The sequence below is a fragment of the Pristimantibacillus sp. Z349TD_6 genome, assembly GCF_056173205.1.
This window is the reverse complement of record NZ_CM149662.1, coordinates 4,080,519-4,100,409: the sequence shown is the minus strand read 5'-3', so window position 1 is coordinate 4,100,409 and position 19,891 is coordinate 4,080,519. Positions and strand designations below refer to the sequence as shown.

Here is a 19,891-nt window from a genome sequence, read left to right as displayed (position 1 = left end):
ACATATTACATTATGACATATATGACTTGCATGTGGACATTCCTTATTGCAGCAGCATTAAGCTATACTTTAAAAGCAATGACGTTAGCAAGTAATCATTATAGCATGTTTCAACCAAAGAAATCATTCTAAAAACAAAGGGGAATATGATAAATGCCTTATGCTGCTGATTCATCACGTTATTCCGATATGTTGTATAAACGCGCTGGCAAAAGTGGAATTAAGCTGCCTGCGATATCCCTTGGTCTATGGCAAAATTTTGGCGGCAATCAACCGCTTGAAAATTCACGTGCGATGCTGTTAAAAGCGTTCGATCTTGGCATTAATCATTTTGACCTTGCGAACAACTATGGACCGCCAGCCGGCTCTGCCGAAGAAACGTTCGGAGCTGTATATAAGAAGGATTTGGCTCCCTATCGCGATGAGCTTCTAATTTCTACAAAAGCGGGCTATTACATGTGGGAAGGTCCATACGGCGAATGGGGCTCACGCAAAAATTTGCTTTCCAGCTTGGATCGCAGCTTAACGAGAATGGGACTTGATTATGTCGATATATTTTATTCCCATCGTCCTGATCCAGAAACGCCGCTTGAGGAAACAATGGGCGCGTTAGATCATGCGGTAAGACAGGGCAAAGCCTTGTATGTTGGTTTATCCAACTACAGTGCGGAGCAGACAAGCGCTGCTGTGAAAATTTTGAAGCAGCTAGGGACGCCTTGCTTGATTCATCAGCCGAATTACTCCATGCTGAACCGTTGGATTGAAGATGGTTTGCAGGATGTACTTTCTGAGAATGGCATAGGCTCGATCGCTTATTGCCCGCTTGGAAGAGGACAGCTGACGAATAAATATGTCGATAAAATCGAAGCGGAATCGAGTGCAGCTTCCAGCACGATGAAACCAGAAGCGATCACGGCAGAGCGGGTTCAAAAATTCCGCAGCCTAGAGCAGCTAGCGGCAAGAAGAGGACAAACCTTATCCCAATTGGCACTGACTTGGGCACTGCGCGAAGGTGGAGTCACATCTGCTTTGATCGGTGTCAGCCGCGTAAGCCAGATTGAAGAGAATGTAAAGGCACTAGAGAGTGCTCCACTGACAGCTGAGGAACTAGTTGAAGTCGATGCTATTATGCACAATATTGGAGATATTCCATGGTAATACCCAGCCCAGGCGCATACGCCTGGGTTTTTCTTTGTTTTAAACACTGTAAATGACCCCAAAAGCAGGAAATGATACGTGTTTTGTGGAAATAAACGAATGAAATCAAACCTAACGAGTGAGGGAAACTATGACCCATCTTACTGAAGCTTTCATCGATGCAATGGCGCCCAATGCGGGAGCAATCAAAAACGGTAACGATCTCGTACGCAAAAACAGCTTCCAGAAGTTATGCCGTACGGAAGACGGATTGTTGTTATTTGGGGAATGTAAGGGCAGCGGCAAAGAGCCCTACAGCTGCTCCGTTGACTTCGTAAAAGCCGAACAACCTGTATTTCGCTGCTCCTGTCCAAGCCGTCAATTTCCATGCAAACATATATTAGGACTTCTGTATGCATATGCTGGAGGAAAGGCTTTTTCAACGGAAGAGATACCTGCGGATATTGCAGATAAGCGCGAGAAAGCGGACAAGCGTGAAGAGAAAAAGAAGGAAGCTGCCGCGATTCCAGCAGGTACAGAGACTAAACGCAAGGTTAACAAAAACGCTCTTATCAAGAAACTCGCTTCGCAGCTTGAAGGGGTCGAGCTCGTTCACAAGCTTGTGCAGCAAATCGTGCAAAGCGGTTTAGCTTCGTTGGATAAACGCTCTCTTCACATGTATGAGGAGCAAGCAAAACAGCTTGGCAATCACTACGTACCAGGGCTCCAAGCTGCATTTCGAGAGATATTGGTTTTAGTAGGCTCAAGTGATAATCCGGAGACGATTTACTCCGAGGTTTGTGAACAGCTTGCTGCTATGCATGCTTTAATTAAGCGCAGCAGGGATTATTTGAAGGCGCGAATGGAAGATTCAAGCATTCCAATGGATATTTCAAGCCCTCTTGAAGAAAAAATTGGTCATGCATGGCAGTTAGCTGAGCTGCGTGAGCATGGACTTCTCCGTGAAGCAGCTGAGCTTGTACAGCTTTCTTTCCGCTCCTATTCCGACGAAGCACGCGGTGAACATGTAGATGAAGGATTTTGGATGCAGCTTAAAGATGGAGAAATCGTTGTCACACGCAGCTATCGGCCTTTCCGAGCAGCCAAACATATGAAGGAAGAGGATAGCTGCTTTATGGTCGTCCAAACGAAGGAGTTATTCGCTTATCCAGGCGATTTGAATAAAAGGGTTCGCTGGGAAGAGATGACCATGCGTGAATCGATTCCAAGTGATCGTGTTGTTATTCGTTCTTATGCAGAGCGATCCTATTCATCGGCAGTAAAAACGGTGAAAAACCAACTCAAAAATCCATTAGCAGACCGCAACCCGGTTATGCTGCTTCATGCTGCTCAGGTGGCAAATTCGGAAGGCGGATATGTTCTAGTTGATGAGCAAGGAGCTAGGCTTCCACTTGATGCAATCTCCAAGCTAAATCATCCTACATTGCCATTACTCCGTAATTTAGATAAAGAGCTGCTTGCAAATGTGGCGGTACTCGTCATGTTCGAGGATCGTCTCGCAGAAGGAAGGCTGCTGGCACAGCCTTTGGCTCTAATTACCGAACAAGAAATGATCCGCTTATTCTATTAATGGTTGACGAAGGAGCAAAATATGAGTATTCCATTATTGCGAGATTTGTATGAAGATGTTCGCCGTTTAGTTATAGCAGGTGCGGGCATGGCGGCAGATGATGCGCGTTTGAAACGATCGCTCCCACAGCTGCAGCAATTTGGTGAAAAGGCACCCATTTTCAAACGAATTGCAGAAGAAGTGGATAGCGTTACGAGGGCTGAGCCAGAGAATGCGGCTGACAAGCTGCTGGATTTAACGGTATTGCTGCAAGCGGTCCTGCATACACAAAGCTCTATTGAAGCGCCTGGTGAGCTGCTACCCGTTGGAATAGAAGCAGCAAATAACCAAACAGTCACGACGGTCCCTTATCGAAAACTTAAGCCGCTCATTGATTCGCTGATGCTTCGCGGCCCCAACCGGCTCGAAGCCATTAAACAAGGGGTTGAGGCAGGACTGTTCCACGATGTAAGAACATTCGCACCAGCCGTCAACGCTTTGAGAGACAGCTATTCTGAAATCGCTGAATATGTCGCAGATCATGTCATCCCGCTTCTTGGTTCAGCTGCCTTGCCAATTCTGCATTCGGAATTCGATATGCAGGGAGGCAGCGGCGACGCGAGAATGCTCGTATGCCTTTATAAGCTGGCGAATGACGAGAAGGAACTATGGCCAACTCTACTGGCAGCGCAGAAGGATGGAGGATTGCCGGTACGTATAGCTGCAATTTCACTTACGGCTGGTTTGCCTAGCTTCGAGGAACATTTGCTTGATCTGTCGCATGATCGAAAAAAAGAGATTCGCAGCGCAGCTTTAATGGCATTGTCCCGCTTCGATTCTACACAAGTCGTTGACCGTTTCATGGAATCACTAAAGAAAAAAGATACAGACATCGCCATTGCTCCCATTCAAGCGTGTGAGCTTCCTGCATTAACCGAGCAATTACTGGTTTATGGTTTAGAGCTGGCTCAACATGTCGTTTCAGCTAAACAAGATACAGGCTTCCAAGAAAAGTTCAGCAGCGTCATCTCTTGCTTTCAATCCAAAGCAGATGTTCAAACCGTTAGAGAATTTCTGATGCAAATGCTAGATAATGATCTCCTTTCTTTCAAAGAAATGGAACCGATGATGAGTCAAGCAGCTCAACTATTATTAGATTCCAATAATGATGAGGCATTAGTGTTTCTTCATGAGCTTCGCAATCGCCGCGCCTATTTGATCGCGTATTCTTTCAAAGCCGCACGACAAGTATTAAGCGCTGCAGATGTTTTTGACAGGTATGAAGGCTATGTAGAAGAGAAAAAGAGTAAAGCTGCACGCGAGCTAATACAAGCCATTTATGAACTTACTCCTCATACGGTTGTGCAAGCCGCATTTACACAACATCAAAATCAATGGAGCTGGGATGCGAGATGGGCAGATCGCTTTATCACATTAAATGAGGAAGAGCTTGTATGCCGATTAGTGGAACGCCCTAATGAGAGGGCAATCCATTATTTAGTCGACAAAGCGAAAGTAGCGCCGCAACTGATGAAGCATCGATCAATTCATATTTTGTACACGTTATTCCGGCTCGGACATACTGATACGCCAGAGATGCTAATGTCATCACTGGAGCTTTCTACGCAAAAATCTTTTTATTATATGGACCGAGATTTGCAGCTATTAATTGCTATGCTTCCGGGGGAATTTGCGGATAGGCTTCAGCAAATCGCGGATAAGATGTCAAGCGAGTACTCTCGCGACCAATTAAAGCAGCTAGCCGAACACATTGCCGCTAAGCCAGCGGAGCTTGAATCGAAACCAGAAGGAGCGGGATTTCTAGCATGGATCAAAAACAAACTATCTTAAGGTTGCCTGCAGAGCAGTTATATGCACATGAACTCGAAGCACTGAAGAAACATGACAGTGGGGAGAAACCGGCAGGCTGGCAGCTGTCACCGCGGGCTGTATTAACTTTTATTACAGGTGGCCGTGCTGGCAAGGTAGATATTACGCCAAAATACATTGGTCACACAAGACTCGTTGAAATTGCGATTGCGACACTGCTTACTGACCGAGCCTTATTGCTTATAGGTGAGCCGGGAACTGCAAAGTCATGGCTCTCGGAAAATTTGACGGCGGCCATTCATGGCGATTCATCTAAGGTTATTCAAGGAACCGCTGGTACAAGTGAAGAACAGGTACGATACTCATGGAATTATGCGATGCTCCTTGCTAATGGTCCGTCCGAGGAAGCTCTTGTCAAAAGCCCGATCTATCGTGCAATGGAGGCAGGAGGAATTTCGCGGTTTGAAGAAATATCACGCTGCGCTTCAGAGGTACAGGATGCTTTGATTTCCATTTTATCGGAGAAGACGATTTCTGTACCTGAGCTAGGCAGAGACATTCCCGCTGCAAGAGGTTTCTCCATTATTGCAACCGCAAATACGCGTGACCGCGGGGTCAACGATATGTCCGCCGCTTTGAAGCGTCGTTTCAACATCGTTGTGCTGCCGGCACCATCAGATTTGGATACGGAAGTAGCCATTGTGCGCAAACGGGTAAGCGAGATTGCTTCCAATTATCGGCTCGGTGAGGCTGTTCCTGAAGAGGAAGCTGTACGCAAGGTTGTGACCATTTTCCGCGAGCTGCGCAGCGGGATGACACTAGACGGCAAAGAGAAACTGAAGCAGCCAAGTGGTGCAATCTCAACTGCGGAAGCGATATCCTTGCTAATTAATAGTATGGCGCTGGCAAGCAGCTTCGGGGATGGGCAGGTTGCAGAGGAGGATCTCGCAGCCGGTCTGCTTGGAGCTGTCGTTAAGGATGAAGCAAAAGATGATGCGGTGTGGAAGGAATATTTGGAAAATGTGATGAAAAAACGGGGAGCCGAGTGGCGAAGGCTATATCGTGCTTGCCGTGAGCTGAGTTCGTGAGTACGGCTGCCGTATCCAATTACGGCGTTCATTTGTTCGGCGTACGGCATCTCTCACCGACCGGGGCATTTCATTTAAAAACTTTTCTCCAAGAAGTAAAGCCGCAGCTGGTACTTGTAGAAGGGCCATCAGATGCAACGGAGCTCATTAGTCAAATCACATTAAAGGGTGTAAAACCGCCCATTGCCATATTAGCCTATACCGATCAATTACCAATCCGTACGCTTGTTTTTCCGTTAGCAGAGTATTCCCCTGAGTATCAAGCATTCGTATGGGCAGCTAGAAATGGCGTTGAAGCCAGATTCATTGATTTGCCTTCTAATGTATCGGTTAGCCTTCACTTGAAATTAAGTGCTGCTAGTGAAAAAGAAGATTATGCCGAAGGTGCCCGCTCGCATCGTGAACAAATCAATGACCGTTATGAGCAAGTGGCTATATCAGCAGGAGAATCCGATTACGAAACCTATTGGGAACGTTCGTTTGAACATAGCAGCGAGCCTAATACCTACCGCCATGCTATTCATGCTTTTTCACGTGAGATGAGGCAGCTATCTGAGACGGATGAACGGATATATACACCGCTAGAGGCTGCACACAATGAAATTCGTGAAGCATACATGCGTGCACGAATTGCTGAGGCGTTAGAAGGAGGCATTCCAGCTGAGCGAATTGTAGTTGTTACCGGAGCGTATCATGTTTCAGCACTCAAAGCGGAATTGGATGGCATGACTGAGCAAGAAGCAGCAGCGTTGCCTAAGATTCAGACCAAGCTGACGCTTATGCCCTATTCGTATTATAAGTTATCCAGTCATTCAGGCTATGGAGCGGGTAACGCGGCTCCGTCCTATTTTGAGCTTGCTTGGCAATGCTTAGTCAGTGGTGACCTTGGAAAGTTGTCTTCCGCTTATCTAGCAACGATTGCAGGTTATATGCGGCAGAGCGGGAATTTCCGTTCCGCAGCTTCCGTTATCGAAGCAGTAAGACTTGCTGAATCACTGGCATCCCTGCACGGAGGAAGATTGCCGACGCTGCGTGATCTTCAAGATGCCGCCATTACTTGTCTTGGATATGGCGAGCTTTCGATTGTAGCAGACGCGCTTGCAAGAACGAATATTGGTACTGCTATTGGTGCTTTACCCGACGGAATTAGCCAAACTCCTATTCAAGAGGATCTGAATCGAAACTTGAAATCGTTGAAGCTGGAAAAATATAAAACGACGGTAGCAACTGACCTTGAGCTGGATCTTCGAGAGAACAGAAGAGTGAAATCCGAGGATGCTGCTTTTCTTGATTTAAGAAGATCTTTTTTTCTTGAGCGTCTTCAGCTCCTATCGATTAGCTTTGCTAAGAAACGCGCAGTCAGGCAGGACAGCGCAACATGGGCAGAACACTGGGTGCTCTGCTGGACGCCAGAAGCCGAGATTGAGATCGTTGAGTCCATTATGAAAGGGGAGACGATCGAACTTGCAGCTGCTTTCTCCATTAAGGAGTCTTTAGCGCAGAGCACTAACCTATTAGACGCTGCGGCGCTCGTTAAGGCGGCATGGCAATGCGGACTCCCCGCATCAATGGAAGATGCCCGTCGCACACTGCAAGAGCTGGCTGTAGAAGCTGGTGACTATACTCAAATCGCAGGGACACTTCGTGAATTGTCTATTCTCGTACAATTTGGCGATGTTCGAAAAATAAATACGGATGTGTTAGTACCTCTTCTTCAACAGCTTTTTTTAAGAGGTACGCTGCTCCTTGTTGATTCGTCGATTTGCAGTGACGATGCCGCGGCAAATATGGCTTCAGCGATCATCGATATGCATGCTGTATCACAGCAGCACTTTGAGGTGGTGGATGACGAGCGATGGGTACAGCAACTAGAGGAGCTTGCTTATCGCGATGATCGGAATGCTAAACTGTCAGGTCTAGCATTCGCTTTGCTGCTTGAGCGCAACCTAATCGATCATGAACGGTTAGCACGAGAGGTGTCGAGACGATTATCCCCGGGGATACCTGCTGATATCGGAGCTGGCTGGTTTGAAGGCATGTCACTCCGCAATCGTTATGTGCTGCTGTCTCGGAGGCAATTATGGGAACAGCTCGACCTATATACAAGATCGCTTGATGATGAGCAGTTCAGACGATCGCTTGTTTTTCTTAGAAGAGCTTTTTCATCCTTCGAAGCTAGAGAAAAAAACGCGATTGCGCAATTATTAGGTGATGTATGGGGTTTTGGATCCTTAGAGGCAGCCGATGTATTGCAGCGCCCACTGAGCAGTGAGGAGCAACAAAAAATAGATGAGCTCAATGAGTTCGACTTTGGAGACTTATAACATGAGCGATAATGAGCATTTCGAACAATTAAAGCGTTGGCGCCTCATTTTGGGACATTCTGCAAACGACAAGCTGTCTGACATGGCGAATGGTCAGGAATTGCTCGATAATGAACAAAGCTTGATGGACCAAGCTCTTGCAGCCATTTATGATGAATCAACTGAAATTATGACGGACAAACCCAAAAACAGCGGTGGTCGTTCAGCTAATCTTGGCGCATCATCGCCCAAACTAACCAAATGGCTAGGTGACGTTCGCAGCTTCTTTCCATCTGATATTGTGTCGGTCATCCAAGCGGATGCCATTGAGCGGAAGGGCTTGACACAGCTGTTGTTCGAGCCGGAGACGCTTAGTCAGGTGAAGCCTGATATTCGGATGGTTGCGACACTCATTGCGTTAAAAGGCCGTATCCCCGAGAAAACAAAAGAAACAGCAAGATTACTCGTTCGCGAGGTTGTCGATGAAATTTTAGCTCGTTTGGAGCATGAAATACGGCGTGCCGTTACAGGCGCTTTGAACCGAAGAAAACATTCACCGCTGCCTTCGATGACAGGGCTCGACTGGAAAACGACAATCCGCAGAAATTTGAAGCATTATGATTTGGATAGCCAAAAGCTTATTCCAGAACGGTTTTATTTTTTTGAACGTGCTCGGCGAAGTAAGGAATGGACCGTTATTCTCGATATCGATCAGAGCGGTTCGATGGCGGATTCGGTTATTTATGCTTCTATTATTGGTTCTATTTTTGCGAGCTTGCCTGCCTTGGATACACATGTTGTCGCCTTCGATACTGAAGTTGCCGATTTAAGCGAGCAATGTGCCAATGATCCAGTCGATATGTTGTTTGGCATTCAGCTCGGCGGCGGCACAGACATTAACAAATCGGTTCAATATTGCGAGCAGTTTATTAGCGACCCGAAGAAAACATTGTTTATTCTAATTTCAGATCTCTATGAAGGCGGCAACCAAGCATCACTTATCAGGCGGATGGAAAATATGCGGCAATCCGGCGTTAGCGTAATTTGCTTGTTAGCCTTGTCGGATAGCGGAGTTCCTTCTTATGACGCTGCGCTTGCTAAGAAGCTGTCCACATTTGGCATTCCATGCTTCGGCTGTACGCCGGACCGACTTCCAGAGCTGATCGCTGGTGCGTTGCAAGGGCGAGATTTGCAGGAGCTTGCTAGCGCAATTGATCCATCGGGCAAATAAACCTTATAAACAGTTTATGGAATCTTAAGCTTTAATTAAACTTTACTTACAAGCCTCTTAACGATTGATTGTTATCTTTAGTAATAGATAACAAGTCGATTTTGGGAGGTTTTTTTTTATGCAAACAAAACTTTATGTCCTATACGGCGGCAAATCCGTCGAGCATGAGGTTTCATTAAAAACAGCATACACCGTTATTCAATCCATAGATGATTCTAAATTTGAGGTATTCCCCATTTATATTACGCGAGAAGGACTATGGTGTACGCCTGACAAGTTAAATCAAGAAGGACTTCAAATATCCGATCTTATAGCTTTGCCCAAGCATAGGAGTGAAGCCGAGTCCATTGGACAAGTTTTAATGAATCAATTGGCATTGCCAGGAAAAAAAGTTGTCTTGCCGCTGCTGCATGGCTCATATGGAGAGGATGGAACCGTACAAGGGCTGCTGGAATTGCTTAATGTTCCTTATGTTGGGAATGGTGTATTATCCTCAGCGCTTACACTGGACAAAGCCATCTCAAAGCAGCTATTAGCGCAAGCTGGCATTCATCAGGTCGACTATCGTTTTTATCGATATGATCAATGGCTGGAAGATCATTCGAAGGTACTTCAAATGGCAGAGGAGACCATTGGTTATCCATGTTATGTGAAGCCTGCCTCACTTGGATCAAGCATTGGCATCAGCAGATGCCACGACAAACAAGAGCTGGTTGCTGGCATTACCGAAGCATTTAAGTATGACAACAAAATTGTGCTTGAGCGTGAAGTAATAGGCAGAGAGATTCAAGTGGCTGTTATGGGTAATGAGAAGCCGCTTGCCTCACTGCCAGGCGAATTCATCCATGATCATGTCTTCTTCGATTTCGAGTCCAAATACATGGATAAGCAGCTAAAAATGTCGATTCCAGCACATCTATCCGAAGAAATCACGTCGCAAATTAGGCAGCTAGCCATCAAAGCTTACCATACTCATAACTGCTCGGGTCTTGCAAGGGTAGACTTTTTCTTAGATGGCAAGGGACAGTTGTATTTGAATGAAATCAATGCTCTGCCCGGCTTTACGAATTACAGCATGTATCCGGTCATGTGGGAGCGGACGAATGGAACTCGATATTCGGAGCTTGTCGAGAAATTAATTGATTATGCTATCATGCGTCATGCTGAAAAACAATCGATTCAGTACACGAGGTGATCGATATGCTTAGAGATACTTGGACTGACATTCATTTGAATCATATTCAAGACAATCTTATACAGATTCGCGAAACGCTGCCAAACCATGTCAAGCTGATGGCTGTTGTGAAAGCAAATGGCTACGGACATGGCGATCTTGAAGCTGCGCATATGGCTGAACAAGCAGGCGCTGATGTTCTAGCTGTTGCTTATTTAGAAGAGGCGCTTCGCCTTAGATCCTTTGGCATAAAGCTGCCTATCCTTATTTTGACACCAATCGACGCTGAATATGTACACTTAGCCATCGAGAATGATTTGATGTTAACCGTTACAAATGCCACATGGTTTAAGGAAATGAGGAAATACAAACCGTCTACATCTTCCAAGAAGCTTCTTATCCATGTGAAAGTGGATACGGGGCTCGGGAGAATTGGTATTCAATCAATAGAAGAGTGGGACAAGCTTGTGCCATGGCTAAAAGCGCAAGATATCGAAGTGGATGGATTTTACACTCATTTTGCGACCGCGGGCAAAGCAGATACGACATTTCTTGAGCTGCAAACGAGCCGCTTTATGGAGATGATGGAATGGAGCAAAAAGTCAGGTCTCCTTATTCGCCATTATCATTGTGCGGGAAGTGCAGCTGCGCTCCGATTTCCTAATCTTGCATTGGATATGGTACGCATAGGGGCGGCGATGTATGGCTTTTATCCAGAAAAGCTTGTGCAATCTGTGAAGCTCAAGCCTGTTATGAGCTTGCACAGCAAGCTCATACAAGTAAAGAAGCTGCACAAAGATGAGTACCTAGGATACGACAATTCCTATCAGGCAGAAGAAGAGCAATGGATTGGCACAGTTCCGATTGGGTATGCAGATGGCTGGTCACAAAGCATGCAAAATTCCGAGGTGCTGGTCAATGGACAACGGGCAAAAGTCGTCGGCAAAATATGTATGGATCAGCTCATGGTAAAGCTGCCAGGACCTTGTGCGGAAGGAACACAGGTGACTTTAATCGGACGACAGGGAGCAGAAGAGATCACATTTGCAGAGCTAGCCGCCCATATTGGGAGCGTAGCACAGGAAATATCAACGTCGCTAACAGCTAGAGTAACAAGGAAATACAAGGACGTAGAGGAGGCTTGGACGAATTGGGGCAACAAAACCAAATTGAAACCATTCAAGAAAGCGGTTATGTAAAGCATACAGCTGTTCAAGTTAGTCGTGCAGAAATGTATGAAGGTCATCTGGTATTGGTTAATCAAGCCAACCCTATAAAACAGTCCATTTCACTCGACAAGCTGATCCCGCTTCATACTAATCCTGACATAAGATTGCTGGAGGAAGGTTTGTTACTAGAGAAAACATGCTTGCAGCATTTCAATATACTTCTAAATGAATCTCAAGCCATGAATGATATTATTGCAGTTAGCGCTTATCGCTCGAGAGAGGAGCAGGAGCAAATCTATGAAACCTCTCTAGTGGAAAATGGTGACGAGTATACCGCTTGTTATGTGGCTTTGCCTGGTCATAGCGAGCACCAAACGGGACTTGCCATCGATGTTGGGAAAATAGATGAGCATGTCGACTTTATTGCGCCATCTTTTCCAGATAGCGGCATCTACATGGCATTCAAGCAGCTTGCTGCAAAAAATGGCTTTATTCAGCGGTACAAAGCAGGAAAAGAGGCTATTACAAACATCTCTTGTGAGCCATGGCATTTTCGCTATGTCGGTTATCCTCATGCCGAAATTATGGAGCAGCATGATTTTTGCTTGGAGGAGTACATCGATTTTGTCCGAAAATTTACTTATGGCGGGAATTATCTCACCGTAGAAACGGATAGCATGCTCGTGCAGATTTATTATGTGCCGGCAGAGGATGGACCTTCCACGACTGTTCCCATCCTAAATGGTGATCTATATCGAATATCAGGAAATAATAGGGATGGTTTTATCGTTACGGCTTTTACTGGAAAAGGGCAAAGATCACATGGTCTCTAAACCCAATTATAGCGGGCTCGACTGGCTTAAATTTATAGCGGCCCTATTCGTTATTGCCAATCACACCAGTCCATTGCTCTCGTATAACGAATATTTTGACTTTCTATTCAGCGGAATCATCTCGCGATTAGCGGTGCCTATATTTTTTATGTCAACGGGCTTCTTTTTCTTCCGAAAGCTGACAGGAGATAAAGTTAAAGATCAGAAGGCGCTATTCATGTATTTAAAGAAAATCGGAATCTTATATTTGATTGCTATCTTGTTGTACATTCCTTTGAATATGTACAAAGGTGATTTCTCTACTCATTTTACCTTTGGTTCCTTTATAAGAGATATTGTTTTTGATGGTACGTTTTATCATCTATGGTATCTGCCTGCGCTAATTATTGGACTTGTTCTTACGTATTATTTGCATCAGAAAATGTCGCTTTCCATGCTGCTCGTTGTTGGTTTGTTGCTCTATATAGTAGGACTCTTCGGAGATAGTTATTATGGAATTACGGAAAACATAGCTGTTCTAAAACATTTCTATGAATGGCTGTTTCAATTTTTTGATTACACACGCAATGGTATATTCTATGCACCGATTTATCTCATATTAGGCATATGGGCAGCAAAACGTCCACAGCCTGCTAGAACGCCAATAAACTACGCGTGTTTGTTTCTGATTTCGTTAGCACTAATGATAGCCGAAGCTTCCTTTCTGAAAGCTCTACAATTTCCGCGGCACGACAGTATGTACGTATTTGCTTGGCCAACAACCTACTTCTTGTTCCACTGGGCGTTATCCTGGAAAGGCCGGTCTGGAAAAGCATTTAGGGAGTGGCGAGTATGGATTTATATATTGCATCCTATCGCTATCGTACTCGTTCGAGGAGCAGCTGAGTTCGTGAAGCTGGAAGCTTTATTCATCACAAATAGCCTTATTCATTTTGTCGCTGTATGTCTTGCATCTATCGTTATGGCAGCACTCGCCGTACGAATATCCGTCATAAAATTTAAGTTTCGACCATAGATATGGTAATGGGAGATGTTCGTTAAGCAAATGAACGAGAGGAGAAGCCGCAGCGAAGGAGCATTACATGCAGCTGGGAGGGATTGCAATGAGTAACGAACTGCTCATTCAACTACTCGTGCTTATCGTAATGATCATCGATATGGCTAACCGATCCAAAGATTCGTAACGTTAGAAGGCAAAACATCGAAAGTGGTGTTTTGTCTTTTTTTTCGTGTTTGTATGAAAGGAGAGGAAAAGACAGCGCAGCAACGAATATGTTTACATGTTGAGAAAATAAGGATCGTTCCCTTAAGCTTACGTTTTGAGAACGTATTAGATAGGAAGGAGCATCGCCATGATTGAATGTCCTTGGTGCGGCAACAGCGTTATACTCGAGCATAATTGTTGTCCGGAATGTAAACAAGAGGTTCTTGATGAGCATTTAGATTCCTTTGTTGATGAGCAAGAGAATGAGCTTGAAGAAACAGAACTCGAGCTGGATGAGTATGATATAAACAACAGCATAACGAATTCATTCAAATGCACAAAATGTAATCATAATGAGTGCGATATTAATGAATTGGCTATGACAGGTGCGGGATTAAGCAAGCTTCTAAACATTCAATATCAACATTATTTATTTGTTTCTTGCATGCAATGCGGATTCGTTGAAATATATGACCCTACGATATTAAGACGACGCAATTGATGCAATTTCAAATTCAGCTTTAATGGAAACATACAAAGAATTTAGGTTATGATCCATTCATGCTTAAAAGGTTAACAGGAGGATTTTCTAGTGAAATACGAAGTTATTTTGTTTGATGCGGACGATACCTTATTTGATTATTCTTTAGCAGAGGCACACGCCCTTAAAAGTGTTTTCTTGGAGTTTCAAGTTGACCTTTTACAATCACATATTGAACTTTATCGCTCAGTTAATCAGCAGCTGTGGAATGATTTTGAAAAGGGTGAGATTACTCTTGATTTTTTGCGGCATGAGCGATTTAGAAAACTGTTTGCAGAAGTTAAAGTCGAGCTAGATGCTGTGCATTTTAGCGAGCGCTACGTTCATTACTTGGGAGAGGGTTCCTTCTTAATCGAGGGCTCGGATGTTCTTATTCAGCAGGTTCTTCATAATGGGCATCGCATTGCAATCATCACAAATGGGATCAAACAGACACAGCATAGTCGAATTGGCAGGTCTGCTTTAGCTCATTCGTTCGAGCACATTATCGTTTCTGAGGACACTGGTTTTTCAAAGCCGCAAACCGGAATTTTTGATTTTGCATTCGAGAAGCTGAATCTGATCAATAAGTCAAATGTGCTTATGGTCGGTGATTCATTAACATCTGATATCCAGGGCGGCATCAATTATGGCATCGATACATGCTGGTATAATCCAAAGCGAAAGCCAAATCGTACAAGCATTAATCCAACGTATGAAATTCATCATTTAAACGAGCTGCTGCAACTACTTTAAAAAAGCTGTTATCATATAATGTTGGATCAATCTTTCATTCGTAATGTTTCCCTGCATCGGGAAACTTTCCTTCTGGCGGCATCCAAGAGCTTTGGAAAATGTTTTTTTCATTAACTACTGAATAGGTATATGTCCAACCCTTTTCGTTTATAAAATTAACGTTTAAGTGATAAGGGTTATATTGTCTACCTACTTGTCGACTAATTTCCCATTCTTGATTAGGGTACCGTTCCTCCAAATATAGATTTAGCTGTTTTGTTTTATTTGAAACTTGATAATCAATCCAGTAGGGACGAATAACAAAAAGTAATAGCAAAAGTACAGTTAATGAACAAGACATACATAAACTCAGTTTTCTAACCTTCTTGGGTAAAAGTAATGCAATAACAAACATAATCATGACAAACCCAATCGAAGCTGCAATTTCAAATATGGTTATTGGATGCAAATAAATCCCCACCTCAAATTTTCATTTGTACGATGTTAGTTCTCCCGCCATAGCCTAAAAACAAGAACGATGCAGGCCAAAGCCAGCATCGTTTTTTGTTTCTAATTAAGCTCCCAATCCTGCAGCAGCATAATGGCTGCCCCTGCGGTAACGGCATCCTCAGTCAGCTGTCCTTGCGAAAATTTCGGTTCATATTGCTGTGAATAATAAATGTTGCTCCGCGCTACTTGAATGACCGTTTCATAAATCGTTTTATCGACATTGACGAGCGGGCCGCCTAAAATGACAGCCTCGGGATGCAAAATATTAATGAGATTGGCGATACCAATGCCGAGATAGGTAGCCGTTTGTAGAAATTGCTCCGTAATGAATGCATCTTTTTGCAAATACGCTTTCCGCAACGCGTCAAATTGAACTTCCTCTGGCGGAATACCCATTAACGTGCTTGATCGGCCAAGCTTCAGTTGAGAGCGTATTTTCTTCTCCAACGCGGGAATGGAAACAAGCGCTTCAAGCGCGCCATAATTTCCTTCGTCGCCAAGCCTTGGACCGTCAGTCTGAATGATCATTTGACCGAACGAGCCTTCCATATCTACTGCGCCTCTAACGATTTGTCCACCTGACATCATCGAGGTACGCAGACCAACTCCCGCATGAACATAAAGCATGTGTTCAACCTCTTCATTGCGCAGCGCCCAATGTTCGCCAATAATAGCTGTGTTCGCTCCATTATCGAGCAGGGCAGGCATGCCAAGCCGTTGTTCTAACCAATCACAAATGGGAACATCAATCCAGCCTCGCGCAGGAAAATAACGGGGTTTTAGCATGACGCCATCTTCACGGCTCAAAGGGCCAACAGCGCCAATCCCAATCCCAATCACTTTGTTGCGATCAATGTGAAAGTCACTCATCATACGCTCAGCAATTTGTGTGATTTTGCCCACAAGCGTTTCTGGCGTCATTCTTTCATCCATCTTCCATCGTTCAAACGCGAGCGGTTTTAAATTCAAATCATATAAACCGATAGAGGAGGAGAAGCGGGATATTTCTAGCCCAAACACAGCACGATGATCTGGATTGACGCGATACAATATAGGCTTTCGCCCGCCTGTAGATCGTCCCAGCTCTGAAGCAAGAATTAGACCATCCGTTAGCAGTTCCTCCAGCAATCGCGACAAGCTGGTGGATGTTATCGTTAGTCGCGCCATTAAAGCAGCTTTGGAAACGAGTCCATCGCGAATGATGAGATCAAAAACTTGTTTTTTTATTGTAGGTACTTTTACATTCATATTTGAATCTCCATTTGTCCAAGTAATTATATCGGATATTAATCAATCTCTATTATATGCTCTAGGAATTTGCATGACTAGATAAAGTCTTAAAATATTTTATAAGTCATTTTAATCTTATGTACCATTCGTTTTGATCAGATGATTATTCACAACCAAATCGCAGTATATTTGTCAGTTTTCGACAAAATAATCGGTTGTCATAGATGGGAATAAGTTCTATAATCTTGTTACAAAGCAGATTATCGATAATCGATAATCGGAAACGGAGAAGTGAATGTTATGTTTGAGAACATGTCAATTCCTTCGGTTAGCTCCATTAGCGATCAGGTTTACACAGCATTAAAGAAGGAAATTCTAGCAGGCGAGCTGCAGCCGGGAGCTAGGCTGTTAGTTCTTGAGATTGCAAAGAAATTCAATATCAGCCAAGCACCGGTTCGTGAAGCGCTGGAACGACTGAAATCAGCAGGGTTTAGTACAAGCATCCCCAACAAAGGCTCAATTGTTTCATACATAACCGACAAGGAAATAAAAGATATTTTCGAGCTGAGAGAGATCATAGAAGGTTTTGCGGTACGGCAATCTATGAAGCAGCTAAACGAAAATGATTTTAACTATTTAGAAGATCTTATTCGTCAAATGGATCTCGCTCATGAGCAAAACGATATTTTGAACATATTAGAGCTTGATATGGAGTTTCATGGCTTTTTTTATAGGCGCTGCGATAACCATATGATTCTCGATCTTTGGAATCGGATGCGAATCAAAGTGATGCGGTTCATGGCTATTTCCAATCGTCATTACTCCACAGAAGAGCTGGCGGATTGGCATCTTCGGCTCGTAGACGTTCTGCGCACTGGCGACGCTGCACTAGCAGAAGAAGCCTTTACTTTGCATATGCACTCTTACAAAATGATTCATCTCAATTAAAGTCATTCATTTCACAAGTCGACCTTACAAGAGGGGGAAATGGAGAATGTTAAGCGAGGGGTTATTATTTAAAGAAGATGTCATTCTTACGTGGATGAGGGAGCGTTTCTTGCGGAACCTGGTGTCTAATGCCCGTGCAATGAAGTCGGATTTAAAGGAAAGCTTATCCAGGCTTCAGCTTAATCCCTATTACACTTTTCCTGTTATGGCTTTGGTAGAACCGACGATCCCATTTGAAGATGAGCATGAAAAAATCATTTATTTGGAGCAAATTCGGGATTATATGCAAAAAAAAATGACCGAGGGCAGCGTCGTATTTGTGGATGAGGAGGGCAGAATTGGCATGCTCTTCTCATGGGTATCGAAGGAATCTATCGAGAAGATGCAGACTATGCTTAAAGAGCAATTTCTTCATTCCTTTAATGTCGGGGTGGGCAAACCATGCAGTCAATTATATGATATTGTTCATTCCTATCGGCAGGCTGCGCGAGCGCTGCAGTATAAGTTTTATAGTGGAACGGGCAAAATCAATTATTTCAGCGAGCTGGGACGCTCGGAATCGCTGCAGACATACCCATCTGATAAGGAGAAGCAGCTTTTTGATGTTTACAAAGCGGCAGAGACGACAGCAGAGATTGAAGAAAGTGTACACTTTTTTTATACCGAGCTGCTTCATCATGGACCGATTGATACACAGAGCGTATATGATGTGACCGTTAGGCTTCTCGTCGGAATAGAAAAACGTGTATTATCAGAGACAGAGCATGTTAGCATGTATGAGCGGTTTGACGTAATGTCGATCGTGAAGCTTGCGACTTTGGATGAAATTAAACAGTATGTCATTCATTTTTTAATTGGACTGAAAGAGGTGTTCTCGTACAACCAGAAGGAGAGCCACCGCAGCATTATCAAAAAAACGATTCATCATATGGAGCAGGAATGCCAATATGTATCCTTGCAAAGTGTGGCACAGAAAGTGTATATGACGCCAACCTACTTAAGCCTGCTATTCAAAATGAATACAGGAAAAACGTTCATCGAACATTTGACGGACATTCGGATGGATAAAGCGAAAGATATGCTAAAGAGCACCCATTACAAAAATTATGAGGTAGCAGAGAAGGTCGGCTACCAAGACCCGCGGTATTTCAGTCAAATCTTTAAGAAAAAGGTCGGGCTCTCGCCTAGTGAATACCGGGAAACGATTGGTAAATAAAAGCGTCTCATAGAAAAAGGACTCTAGCGGCGGCGCGACCCTGCTAGAGTCCTTTTTCTCATATTTAAACCACAATTGCTAGTTCGAACGAATTGCCTAGAGCCGAACATCGCTTTGCGGTCCGTTTCGATCCCTCATTTGTGCTTCCTCAAGCTCAGCATCCCAGTTTAAATGACGATATTCCTCGGCTGCGGCATCATTTTCGAACCAATTCAAGAAATCTGTCCAAAGCGCAACGTCCCATCCGGCATCAATTTGTGCTGTCGAATATACGCTGTCACGCAGTCTAACGAAACCAAACACATCACGTACTTGGGATTTTTCCGCTTGTACGACCGTCAGCTCAGCTAAGTGAGGCGGAATGAAAATAACGCCAGAAGGAGTGCCGAGTACTACATCACCAGCCATACATATAGCTTTGCCAATGCGTGTTGGAACGTTCATGCCTACCATTGTAACGTCCGCAATCGCAGTAGGATCGCTGCCGCGATAGTAGACATTGATATTATCGATTTCTACGATTTGCTGATTATCGCGAATGCCGCCCCAAATGACAGCACCGCCGCGCTTCGTGCGTGTGGAAATAGCTGTAGATAAATTCCCGCCTACATAAGTGCCAAGATGAACTTTATCAAACATATCCACTACCGCGACATCATCTTCCACTAGCGAATCAATAACCCATTGGTTGAAAAAGCCTTTTCGATTTTCTTGCTCATGTCCATAGTTAAGCAGCGTTTCATGCAGATCAGGTCGCTTAGGGACCATTACAGCTGTAACAGCGCGTCCAACCATTATTTTATTCGGGTGGACAATTTTGAAATCACCTTCGAACTGAAAGGCATAACCTCGGTTCCAGAGAGGGCCCCAAGCCTCCTCCAAAGTGATTTTGCGCATGCGCCTTAGAACATCTTCGGATACTTTAGGACGTCCATTCGGAAAGCGTTCACCCTCCCAAAGCGGCGTAAGCTGGATCATATCTTCCGGATTGTCAAATTTCATCTGAGCACCTCTTTCGCAATAGTATGTTTGAAGGCTGCTGTTATTTGCTTTCTAAGTCTATTGTTAGGGACATTCACATATTTGTCGATGCGACTTTCTTAAGGTATTTATGAGGCAATCTATGAATTTTTCACACTATATAAAATCAAACGATTTCATAATTTCTTCACCTTCATTCATGTAACCGCTTT

General features: G+C 44.2%; 17 protein-coding genes. 14 read left to right on the top strand and 3 right to left on the bottom strand.

Annotated features, from left to right (window positions below; genetic code table 11):
- Positions 1 to 153: 153 nt before the first annotated feature.
- The 12 genes from AC0VYE_RS17825 to AC0VYE_RS17770 all read left to right on the top strand — a co-directional run bounded on the left by AC0VYE_RS17825 (position 154) and on the right by AC0VYE_RS17770 (position 14,815).
- Positions 154 to 1,158 carry an aldo/keto reductase gene (locus tag AC0VYE_RS17825; RefSeq protein WP_475442445.1) on the top strand — a complete coding sequence of 335 codons (1,005 nt, stop codon included), beginning with the start codon at positions 154 to 156 and terminating at the stop codon, positions 1,156 to 1,158.
- 130 nt (positions 1,159 to 1,288) lie between these two features.
- Positions 1,289 to 2,728 (top strand): SWIM zinc finger family protein, encoded by a 1,440-nt coding sequence (locus AC0VYE_RS17820; RefSeq protein ID WP_475442444.1) that lies wholly within the window; start codon positions 1,289 to 1,291, stop codon positions 2,726 to 2,728.
- A gap of 21 nt (positions 2,729 to 2,749) precedes the next feature.
- On the top strand, positions 2,750 to 4,558 hold the full coding sequence (locus tag AC0VYE_RS17815; RefSeq protein WP_475442443.1) for a hypothetical protein: 1,809 nt from the start codon (positions 2,750 to 2,752) through the stop codon (positions 4,556 to 4,558).
- Positions 4,534 to 5,625: an ATP-binding protein gene (locus AC0VYE_RS17810; protein ID WP_475442442.1), complete on the top strand. Its 1,092-nt coding sequence runs from the start codon at positions 4,534 to 4,536 to the stop codon at positions 5,623 to 5,625. The genes AC0VYE_RS17815 and AC0VYE_RS17810 overlap by 25 nt, the downstream gene beginning before the upstream one ends.
- Positions 5,622 to 7,949, top strand: a complete 2,328-nt coding sequence (locus AC0VYE_RS17805; protein ID WP_475442441.1) for a DUF5682 family protein — start codon at positions 5,622 to 5,624, stop codon at positions 7,947 to 7,949. The genes AC0VYE_RS17810 and AC0VYE_RS17805 overlap by 4 nt, the downstream gene beginning before the upstream one ends.
- A 1-nt stretch (position 7,950) precedes the next feature.
- Positions 7,951 to 9,159 carry a VWA domain-containing protein gene (locus AC0VYE_RS17800; RefSeq protein WP_475442440.1) on the top strand — a complete coding sequence of 403 codons (1,209 nt, stop codon included), beginning with the start codon at positions 7,951 to 7,953 and terminating at the stop codon, positions 9,157 to 9,159.
- A gap of 118 nt (positions 9,160 to 9,277) precedes the next feature.
- Positions 9,278 to 10,354 carry a D-alanine--D-alanine ligase family protein gene (locus AC0VYE_RS17795; protein ID WP_475442439.1) on the top strand — a complete coding sequence of 359 codons (1,077 nt, stop codon included), beginning with the start codon at positions 9,278 to 9,280 and terminating at the stop codon, positions 10,352 to 10,354.
- 5 nt (positions 10,355 to 10,359) lie between these two features.
- Entirely contained in the window at positions 10,360 to 11,532 is a 1,173-nt protein-coding gene (alr, locus tag AC0VYE_RS17790; RefSeq protein ID WP_475442438.1) for an alanine racemase, read from the top strand.
- The gene (locus AC0VYE_RS17785) at positions 11,484 to 12,335 is read left to right on the top strand and encodes a D-alanyl-D-alanine carboxypeptidase family protein (RefSeq protein WP_475442437.1); all 852 of its coding nucleotides are present in this window, start codon (positions 11,484 to 11,486) and stop codon (positions 12,333 to 12,335) included. Before alr ends, AC0VYE_RS17785 begins: the two co-directional genes overlap by 49 nt.
- Positions 12,325 to 13,350: an acyltransferase family protein gene (locus AC0VYE_RS17780; protein ID WP_475442436.1), complete on the top strand. Its 1,026-nt coding sequence runs from the start codon at positions 12,325 to 12,327 to the stop codon at positions 13,348 to 13,350. Before AC0VYE_RS17785 ends, AC0VYE_RS17780 begins: the two co-directional genes overlap by 11 nt.
- Before the next feature lie 337 nt (positions 13,351 to 13,687).
- A complete protein-coding gene (locus AC0VYE_RS17775; protein ID WP_475442435.1) occupies positions 13,688 to 14,041 on the top strand; it encodes a zinc ribbon domain-containing protein in 354 nt (117 codons plus the stop codon).
- A 90-nt stretch (positions 14,042 to 14,131) separates the two neighbouring features.
- Positions 14,132 to 14,815, top strand: coding sequence for a YjjG family noncanonical pyrimidine nucleotidase (locus tag AC0VYE_RS17770; RefSeq protein WP_076265901.1), 684 nt, complete (start codon positions 14,132 to 14,134; stop codon positions 14,813 to 14,815).
- Between the two features lie 34 nt (positions 14,816 to 14,849).
- On the opposite strand, the gene AC0VYE_RS17765 is transcribed toward AC0VYE_RS17770, so the two are convergent.
- Together AC0VYE_RS17765 and AC0VYE_RS17760 are read right to left on the bottom strand one after the other, a co-directional pair.
- Positions 14,850 to 15,263 (bottom strand): hypothetical protein, encoded by a 414-nt coding sequence (locus tag AC0VYE_RS17765; RefSeq protein WP_076265902.1) that lies wholly within the window; start codon positions 15,261 to 15,263, stop codon positions 14,850 to 14,852.
- 101 nt (positions 15,264 to 15,364) lie between these two features.
- Positions 15,365 to 16,552 (bottom strand): ROK family protein, encoded by a 1,188-nt coding sequence (locus tag AC0VYE_RS17760; protein ID WP_475442434.1) that lies wholly within the window; start codon positions 16,550 to 16,552, stop codon positions 15,365 to 15,367.
- A gap of 282 nt (positions 16,553 to 16,834) precedes the next feature.
- Here AC0VYE_RS17760 and AC0VYE_RS17755 point away from each other — a divergent pair, with 282 nt between their 5' ends.
- Both AC0VYE_RS17755 and AC0VYE_RS17750 read left to right on the top strand, forming a co-directional pair.
- A complete protein-coding gene (locus tag AC0VYE_RS17755) occupies positions 16,835 to 17,482 on the top strand; it encodes a GntR family transcriptional regulator (RefSeq protein WP_076265904.1) in 648 nt (215 codons plus the stop codon).
- 46 nt (positions 17,483 to 17,528) lie between these two features.
- Entirely contained in the window at positions 17,529 to 18,698 is a 1,170-nt protein-coding gene (locus AC0VYE_RS17750) for a helix-turn-helix domain-containing protein (protein WP_475442433.1), read from the top strand.
- 96 nt (positions 18,699 to 18,794) lie between these two features.
- Here AC0VYE_RS17750 and AC0VYE_RS17745 read toward each other — a convergent pair whose 3' ends face one another.
- Complete coding sequence (locus AC0VYE_RS17745; protein ID WP_475442432.1) at positions 18,795 to 19,700, bottom strand: RraA family protein; 906 nt, start codon at positions 19,698 to 19,700, stop codon at positions 18,795 to 18,797.
- Between the last annotated feature and the right edge of the window lie 191 nt (positions 19,701 to 19,891).